A 6,532-nucleotide genomic window follows, 5' to 3' on the forward strand; every position below is an offset into this window, starting at 1 on the left:
CCCACACCCCTGCCCCGGTATCCCCGCGGGACGCTGCTCCTGGTCGGCCTCGCAGCCGCCACGATCACGGCGATCGGGATGAGCAGCATCCGCGGCATTCTGGCGCCGGTCCTGCTCACTCTTGTGCTGTCCATCTGCGCTCATCCTGTCCGGGTACGCCTGGAGAAGCGCGGCGTGCCGCACGGCCTCGCGACCGGCTCGGTGATCCTCGTCGTCTTCGCGCTGCTGTCCGGCTTCTTCTATGTCGTCATCGTGGCCATCTCCCAATTCGTCTCGATGCTGCCTGGCTATGCCGCGGAGATCCACGATCTCGGCGTCTCCCTTGGCGAGTTTCTCAACACGATCGGCATCGGCGACTCGCAGATCCAGGCGATGACGGAAGGCTTCACGCCCAGCCGGTTCGTCCCCTACCTCAGCGGTTTCCTCGGCAGCTTCTTCGGCATCGTCGGCTTCCTGGTCATCGTCCTGACCATGCTGATCCTGATGTCCTCGGACGCTTCCTATGCGCACACCATTCTCGGGCAGTTGAGCCAGCGCCGGCCGGGCCTCGTCGATGCCCTCAAGGTCTTCGCCGCGAACGTTCGCCGCTACATGATCGTCACGACCGTGCTCGGGTTGGTGCAGGGATTTCTCAACACCATCGCGCTGTGGATCCTCCAGGTGCCCGCCGCCCTGCTCTGGGGGCTCCTGGCTTTCCTCTGCAGTTTCATCCCCAACATCGGTTATTTCTTCGCCATCACCCCGCCCGTCGTGTTCGGCTATCTTGTCGGCGGCTGGCCGACCGTGATCGCCGTGATCATCGTCTACGGCGTGATCAACGGCGGCGTGCAGTCAATCATCCAGCCCAAGGCCGTCGGCAGCGCCGTCTCCCTCAACCAGACCATCACCTTCTTCTCCGTGCTGTTCTGGGCCGTCGTGATCGGGCCCATCGGCGCCATCCTCGCTATCCCCCTCACCCTGCTCGCCCGAACGTTCCTCGTCGACTCCGATCCCGACGTCGCGTGGGTCAGGCCGGCATTCGGCCCGACAGTCGAGACCCGACGTCTCCTGAAGGCGGCCGATGTCGCAGGCAAGAATGCGCGGAAAGCGAAGCCACCCTCATCTCCCCGCCCGACAGCCACGCAAGCGCCGGAGCCCGGGCACGAGGGGTGAGGCGCTCCCATGCTCGCCACAATCGGACGGCTGCTCCCGCTTGCACTCGCGGTCGCGCTCAGCACCACCCCGCTCCTCGTGACGGTGCTGCTGCTTCTGTCTCCGAAACAGCGCTGGTCGGCCCCCGCCTTCCTCGCGGGCTGGATCGTCGGGCTCATCGTCGTTACGGCCGTGTTCACGGCCACACTGACCTGGCTTCCCCCGGCCGACATGACTGCCCTCCAGCCGGCCATCGGCTGGACGGAGATCGTTCTCGGCGCCGTGCTGATCGGGTCCGGCGTGTGGAAACTCCTGCATCCGTCCCCTCCCCGGCTGGCCGAACCCGCCTGGCTCAACCGGATCGCGACCCTCGGGCCCGTGTCCTGCGCCGGGGTCGGACTTGTGCTCAATATCCGGCCGAAGGCCCTCGTTCTCGGCACTGCAGCGGGGCTCGCCCTCAGCGCGCACGCGCTCCCGCTTGCCGAATTGGTGATCTGCATCCTCGTCTACACGGTCATCGGGGTGTCCAGTGTCGCGGTCCCTGTGATCCTCACGCTGGCGTCCCCGCAGACGATGATCAAACCCCTCGTGGCGCTCAAGAAGCGCATCATCAATCCGTCCCAGACCGTCACGGTTGTCGTGGCCCTGATGCTCGGTGCCCTGATCCTGGGCGACGGCATGACCCGGGTCTGAAGCAGCCACGCCACCTGGTGTGGCGTGCTCGTGACCCGACCGCCACGGGGCTACGGCGCAGGCTACTGAGCAGGCGGCTGCGGGGTGACCGGGGAGACGGGATCGACCCGCCAGCGTGACCACGGCCATACCCCGTCCATTTCGACTTCGAGCGAGAAGCTCAACACAACGCGGATCACGACGATCACGGCGAGGACGACGACGCTTTGGACGGTCGGTTCGACGAGGATGGTCCGGATGATGTCGGCCACGATCAGGACCTCGAGGCCGAGGAGGATGGCCCGGCCCAGGTCACGACGGAGGCCCACGTACGCCTGGGCACGGGTGGAGCTCCGCAGCACGCGCGGAAGGGCGACCGCGAAAGCCAGGGCCCCACCGAGCACCATGATGATTGCACCGGCAGCCTCGACGACCTGCACGCCGGCCGAAATGACCTGCTCGAAGTCCATGGACATCCCTCTCCTCGTGGTTCAGCGTGCAGACGGTCGGCGGGATGCCCGCTCAGATCACGAGTGTTTGTTCGACAAGACCTTGGGCGACGCTTGAGAGCAGCAGGCGGTTTGCCCGGGCATACGTCCTCAGCAGGGTGAACGCTTCCTCCATCGACACGCCTCGGGAGTGCGCAAGTACGCCCTTGGCCTGCTCAATGACCACCCGGGAGGTCAACGCGTTTGTCAGCTGTTCCCGGACCGACATGCTTTCCCGGAGCGTACGCTCCTGCAGGATTCCGATCGTGGCAACGTCGGCCAGCGCCTGGGAGGCCCGCACGTCCTGCTGGCGAAGTGCACCCGGAACATTCGACAGCAGGTTGAGGGCACCGATTGTCGTCTCCCGCAGCCGCAACGGTGTGGCGAAGACCGCGGCAAAACCCTGCTCGCGTGCGCTGTCCCGAAAACGCTGCCACGCGGGCGGACTCTCCTCTACGTCCGTCAGGGATACGACGGCACCGGTGACAAAGCATTCCACGCAGGGGCCCGCCCGAGCGCTCAGTTGCATGACCTCGACAAGTCTGCTGGCCTCGCTCGTCGAAGCGACAACTTCCAATTCGCCATCGGCGTCGGCCAGAAGAATTCCAGCGGCCGCAATATCGAAGAGATCAGTGCAACTCTCGACCAGGGTCTGCAGGAGATCCACCACGTCGTAGTCGGCCACAAGCGTGTCGGCAAGGGTCGCGAACGTGTCGATTAAACGGTCCTCTCTCGTTCCATCAATCATGGGACCCTTCGATCTGGCTCTCGATTACCGCGAAACTCAATCGGCGGTCAATGATTTCTGCCGCAATCTCGGCCATTGACCGGCCAGCCGCAAAAGCATGGCCCTGCATGACGAGGAGGGCATCCGCGGCAGGAATTCTCAGTTGAGCCAGGACCATTCCGGTGGCTTGATGGATCTCGCGACGAGAGAATTTCTGGCGAGTGGCACTGTCGGTCTCGTTTTCGATCTCGGTGTGGGACAGTCTGATGGCTCGAGAGAGGACCAGACGACTGACCACGGTCGCAAGGCTCGAAATCTGCTGGACGCTCTGCGAGCTGAGGCGATAGGGGCGGTTGGTATACAGATCGATCGCACCGATGCGCAAAGGCCCCAGGATCAGGGGAAAAGCAAAGACCGCACCGAGGTCATCTGCAAGGATCGCTTCCGAAAAGGCCGGCCAGGTCCGGTTCGGCCGTTTGCGAATATCAGGCTCGAGGACCGGAGCCGCAGTCTGCAGTGCGTCCCAACAGGGGCCCTCGCCAAGATCGAATTGCAACTCGTCGAGACGAAACGACTGGGCGTCACTGGCCGAAATCGTTTCAGCGGCAAGAATATCGCCGAACGTCGAGACGGATGCCCCGTCCACGGGCAACGCCGCCAGGAGCGGCTCGTACAGACGCGCCTCCTGCCCGGTCAGGGCGTTCAGTGCATCCGCAGCCACGGCAAACAGATCAGGCATCGGGGTCATACCCGCGATTCTGGTCGCAACCACGATTCACTCCCGTCCGCTGCATGATCGCAACGTACTCCTCCGGCGTCGAAAAGGAATGCAGGCAGCGCTCGGGCTCTCTCCGCCACCGTCCCGGCCCCGACAACGGTGTGGGCGTGCGCACCGGGAATCGCTCTCGTGCGTTCCCCGGAGTGTGCTCGGGAGTGCAGTCGTCGTGTCGGTTCACGACTGAGACCTTATCGAATCGGGAATGCCGCTTCCAGCATCCACTCGATTGAATTCTGATTTTCGGGAGGCACGATTGCGGGCAAGAGAATCTCCCACATTTCCCGTACGCGTCGACGGAGGTCGGCACGTTCGGTGAAGACATCAGAAACCATCTGGACCCCCGTGAAAGCGGGAATGATGAAGTGCGCCAGCTTCTCGGCGTCGGTGCCTGCGCGGAGTTCGCCGGCCTCCGTGGCGGCCAGAGTCAGTGCCTCGAAGGTCGCAAGCCAATCTTCGTATGGTCGCGCCATCGACCGATCGAAAGTCGAGGTTTCGGTTGTGAGGCGGATGCCGGCACGGACGATGGGGTCGGTGGTCAATCGTCCGGCCAGATCGCTGCAGAGCCTGAGCATCGACTCAAGCGGCCCGGTTGTCGTGTCGAGTATCGCCGTCGCGGCAGCTGTCGCGATCTCGTGTTCCGCTTCGATCACGGCGAGGGCGACGTGCTCCTTGGACTGGAAATGAAAGTACAGCGCGCCCTTGGTCACTCCGGCGGCGGCCGTGATGTCCGAGAGCGTGGCCCCGCCGAAACCCTGGCGATAGAAGACGTCCGCAGCCCCCGCGATAATCTTCTCGCGAGTGAGTACGGCGCGCTCTTGTTTCACGGTCATGGTGCGCCTCCTGGCGATTCCGCATCGAACATGGACCCGACGGCACCTCTGCATCCCCGTCCGGCACCCTCACTCCGGCTCGATCAGCGCCTCTGGGTTGGGTTCCGATCTGAGCGCCGACCGAATCATCAGGACACCGATGGCCAACAACACCGAAATACCGAGAATCGGCCCCACTGCGTAGCCGAGCCAGAAGAGCGGCACGAATACGCAACCGGCGATGACGAGTGCTGTTGAAATGTCCACCAGCTGCGCGCGAGTTGATTGTTTCAAACTTCCCCCCAGATGTTTTTTCGGTGAGCGCGGCACCGGCCGAACGCGAGTTCGACTCCGTGCTCACCGACCCCCGACGGCACAGACGCCGGCGATGCGCCTTTCAGCGAACGCCGATGCCATCCAATAAAAAACCGGTTTCCCCGTTTGTTTGGTTCCCCTCGATGAGTGTATGCCATTGTGCGCAGCGACAGGGTGGTCTCACTCAAGAAAAGTGGCGACGTGGGCGAGGAACCGGGCGGCCTCAGGTACCGATGCAGGTGGCCTTACTGGTTACGCGACGCGGTCGCGGGTGATGTCGTTCCCAGCCGCATCGACGAGAAAGCGAACATCATCGCGATCAAGATGTTCGTGACCAGTGGAACCATCAGGCCCCCCGATTCCGGCCGACTGACAAAAGCGATAAGCACGTAGATCGCCTGGGAACCGAACAGGAGTGCAAACACGACACCGGATGTCCGGTGCGCCGTCATCTTCCACCACGGGCGCCTCTGTTCGACCGGTTCGTCCTCGGCGCGAAAGGTTCTCGCAGCAAAGACGACCAGGACCAGCGCAAGGACGGCTGCCGCGACGGACGCAACAGGCACCGGGAGACCGATCGTCAGGGCCGACCCGAGAATGACGAGAACGCCACCGCTCGTCACGTAGGCGATTTTCGTTGACGTGCTCGTGATTCGAATTGCCATGGACATCCCCCTCGATGAAAAGACTGACTGGCGTAGACCTGGCTACCGCACCTGCCGGACCCACCCCTGCGACCGATCAGGACGCGGTGCGTGGTGGCGCTTCTTGCACACCCGCGTCTCCGTGTTCCTGATTATGCCGCAGTGCGCTCAGCAGCCGGTCACGGGACAGCGACCCGCGAGGCCCGGCCCGCGCGCGCCCGTCCGATCGCCTTGTTCACTTCCACGAGCAGGAAGATGACGGCGGAAAGTCCCAGCGTGTACGCCCATTCGCGAACCCCGATCGGCGTCGAGCTGAACCAGAGGTTCATGAATGGCGTGCAGAGGGTGAGGCTCGACGCCCGGAGGAACCGGGAAGTGAACAGGAACGCGAGCCGGCTGAAGGTGGGCATGGTCGCGGCCGCGGTCTGCGCTTCCACGGTGGTGGACCCGATTCCCTGCTCGAGGAAGAACACCCCGACGGTCGCGGCCGTGATCAGGTTGACCCACAGGATCTGCGTCGGTTGGAGCGGCAGCGCGAATCCGAACAGCACGGCGAGCAGGAGCACCAGAGACTCGGCTGCGGTCGTGGGCAGAATGAAGACGATGGATTTCTGCAGGTTGTCGCGGATGCGACGGCCTTCGTGAACTGCACTCTGGATGGTGGCGAAGTTGTCGTCGGCGAGCACGATGCCTGCCGCTTCCTTCGTCGCTTCGTGCCCTTGATCCCCCTTGCCAGTCCGACGTCCGCTCGACGAAGCGCGGGCGCGTCGTCGACCCCGTCGCCGGTCATCGCGACCTCCTCCCGGTGTGGCTGGAGGGCCTTGGGGAGAAGTTGTCCACAGAAATCTTCTTTGACCGGGTATTCCACAGGTGGCTTGTGGGGTGGCGGATGCCCCGGGAATGTCGGTGGTGGTCCGTAGAGTGACCGGTGTGACAACTGAAAATACCTCAGAACCTCAGCCCGAAAG

At 63.7% G+C, this 6,532-nt stretch carries 9 protein-coding genes; 2 read left to right on the forward strand and 7 right to left on the reverse strand.

Annotation, left to right across the window (positions count from 1 at the left end):
* On the forward strand, nucleotides 1-1,152 hold a 1,152-nt coding region (locus QN357_RS16925; protein WP_323505247.1), incomplete at its 5' end, for an AI-2E family transporter.
* Between the two features lie 9 nt (nucleotides 1,153-1,161).
* Entirely contained in the window at nucleotides 1,162-1,824 is a 663-nt protein-coding gene (locus QN357_RS16930; protein ID WP_134447326.1) for a GAP family protein, read from the forward strand.
* Nucleotides 1,825-1,886: 62 nt separating this feature from the next.
* On the opposite strand, the gene QN357_RS16935 is transcribed toward QN357_RS16930, so the two are convergent.
* The 7 genes from QN357_RS16935 to QN357_RS16965 form a co-directional block, all read right to left on the reverse strand.
* Nucleotides 1,887-2,279: a DUF1622 domain-containing protein gene (locus tag QN357_RS16935; RefSeq protein ID WP_241975379.1), complete on the reverse strand. Its 393-nt coding sequence runs from the start codon at nucleotides 2,277-2,279 to the stop codon at nucleotides 1,887-1,889.
* A 46-nt stretch (nucleotides 2,280-2,325) separates the two neighbouring features.
* Nucleotides 2,326-3,039 carry a GAF and ANTAR domain-containing protein gene (locus QN357_RS16940; RefSeq protein WP_323505248.1) on the reverse strand — a complete coding sequence of 238 codons (714 nt, stop codon included), beginning with the start codon at nucleotides 3,037-3,039 and terminating at the stop codon, nucleotides 2,326-2,328.
* Nucleotides 3,032-3,766, reverse strand: coding sequence for a GAF and ANTAR domain-containing protein (locus tag QN357_RS16945; RefSeq protein WP_134447322.1), 735 nt, complete (start codon nucleotides 3,764-3,766; stop codon nucleotides 3,032-3,034). Before QN357_RS16945 ends, QN357_RS16940 begins: the two co-directional genes overlap by 8 nt.
* 218 nt (nucleotides 3,767-3,984) lie before the next feature.
* Nucleotides 3,985-4,626 carry a ScbR family autoregulator-binding transcription factor gene (locus QN357_RS16950; protein WP_134559421.1) on the reverse strand — a complete coding sequence of 214 codons (642 nt, stop codon included), beginning with the start codon at nucleotides 4,624-4,626 and terminating at the stop codon, nucleotides 3,985-3,987.
* Between the two features lie 69 nt (nucleotides 4,627-4,695).
* Nucleotides 4,696-4,935: a hypothetical protein gene (locus QN357_RS16955; RefSeq protein ID WP_134447318.1), complete on the reverse strand. Its 240-nt coding sequence runs from the start codon at nucleotides 4,933-4,935 to the stop codon at nucleotides 4,696-4,698.
* Between the two features lie 230 nt (nucleotides 4,936-5,165).
* Nucleotides 5,166-5,585, reverse strand: coding sequence for a hypothetical protein (locus QN357_RS16960; RefSeq protein WP_134447316.1), 420 nt, complete (start codon nucleotides 5,583-5,585; stop codon nucleotides 5,166-5,168).
* A 158-nt stretch (nucleotides 5,586-5,743) separates the two neighbouring features.
* Nucleotides 5,744-6,250, reverse strand: coding sequence for a hypothetical protein (locus QN357_RS16965; protein WP_134447314.1), 507 nt, complete (start codon nucleotides 6,248-6,250; stop codon nucleotides 5,744-5,746).
* Between the last annotated feature and the right edge of the window lie 282 nt (nucleotides 6,251-6,532).

This window comes from Cryobacterium sp. RTC2.1 (genome assembly GCF_035018685.1).
GTDB lineage: Bacteria > Actinomycetota > Actinomycetes > Actinomycetales > Microbacteriaceae > Cryobacterium > Cryobacterium glucosi.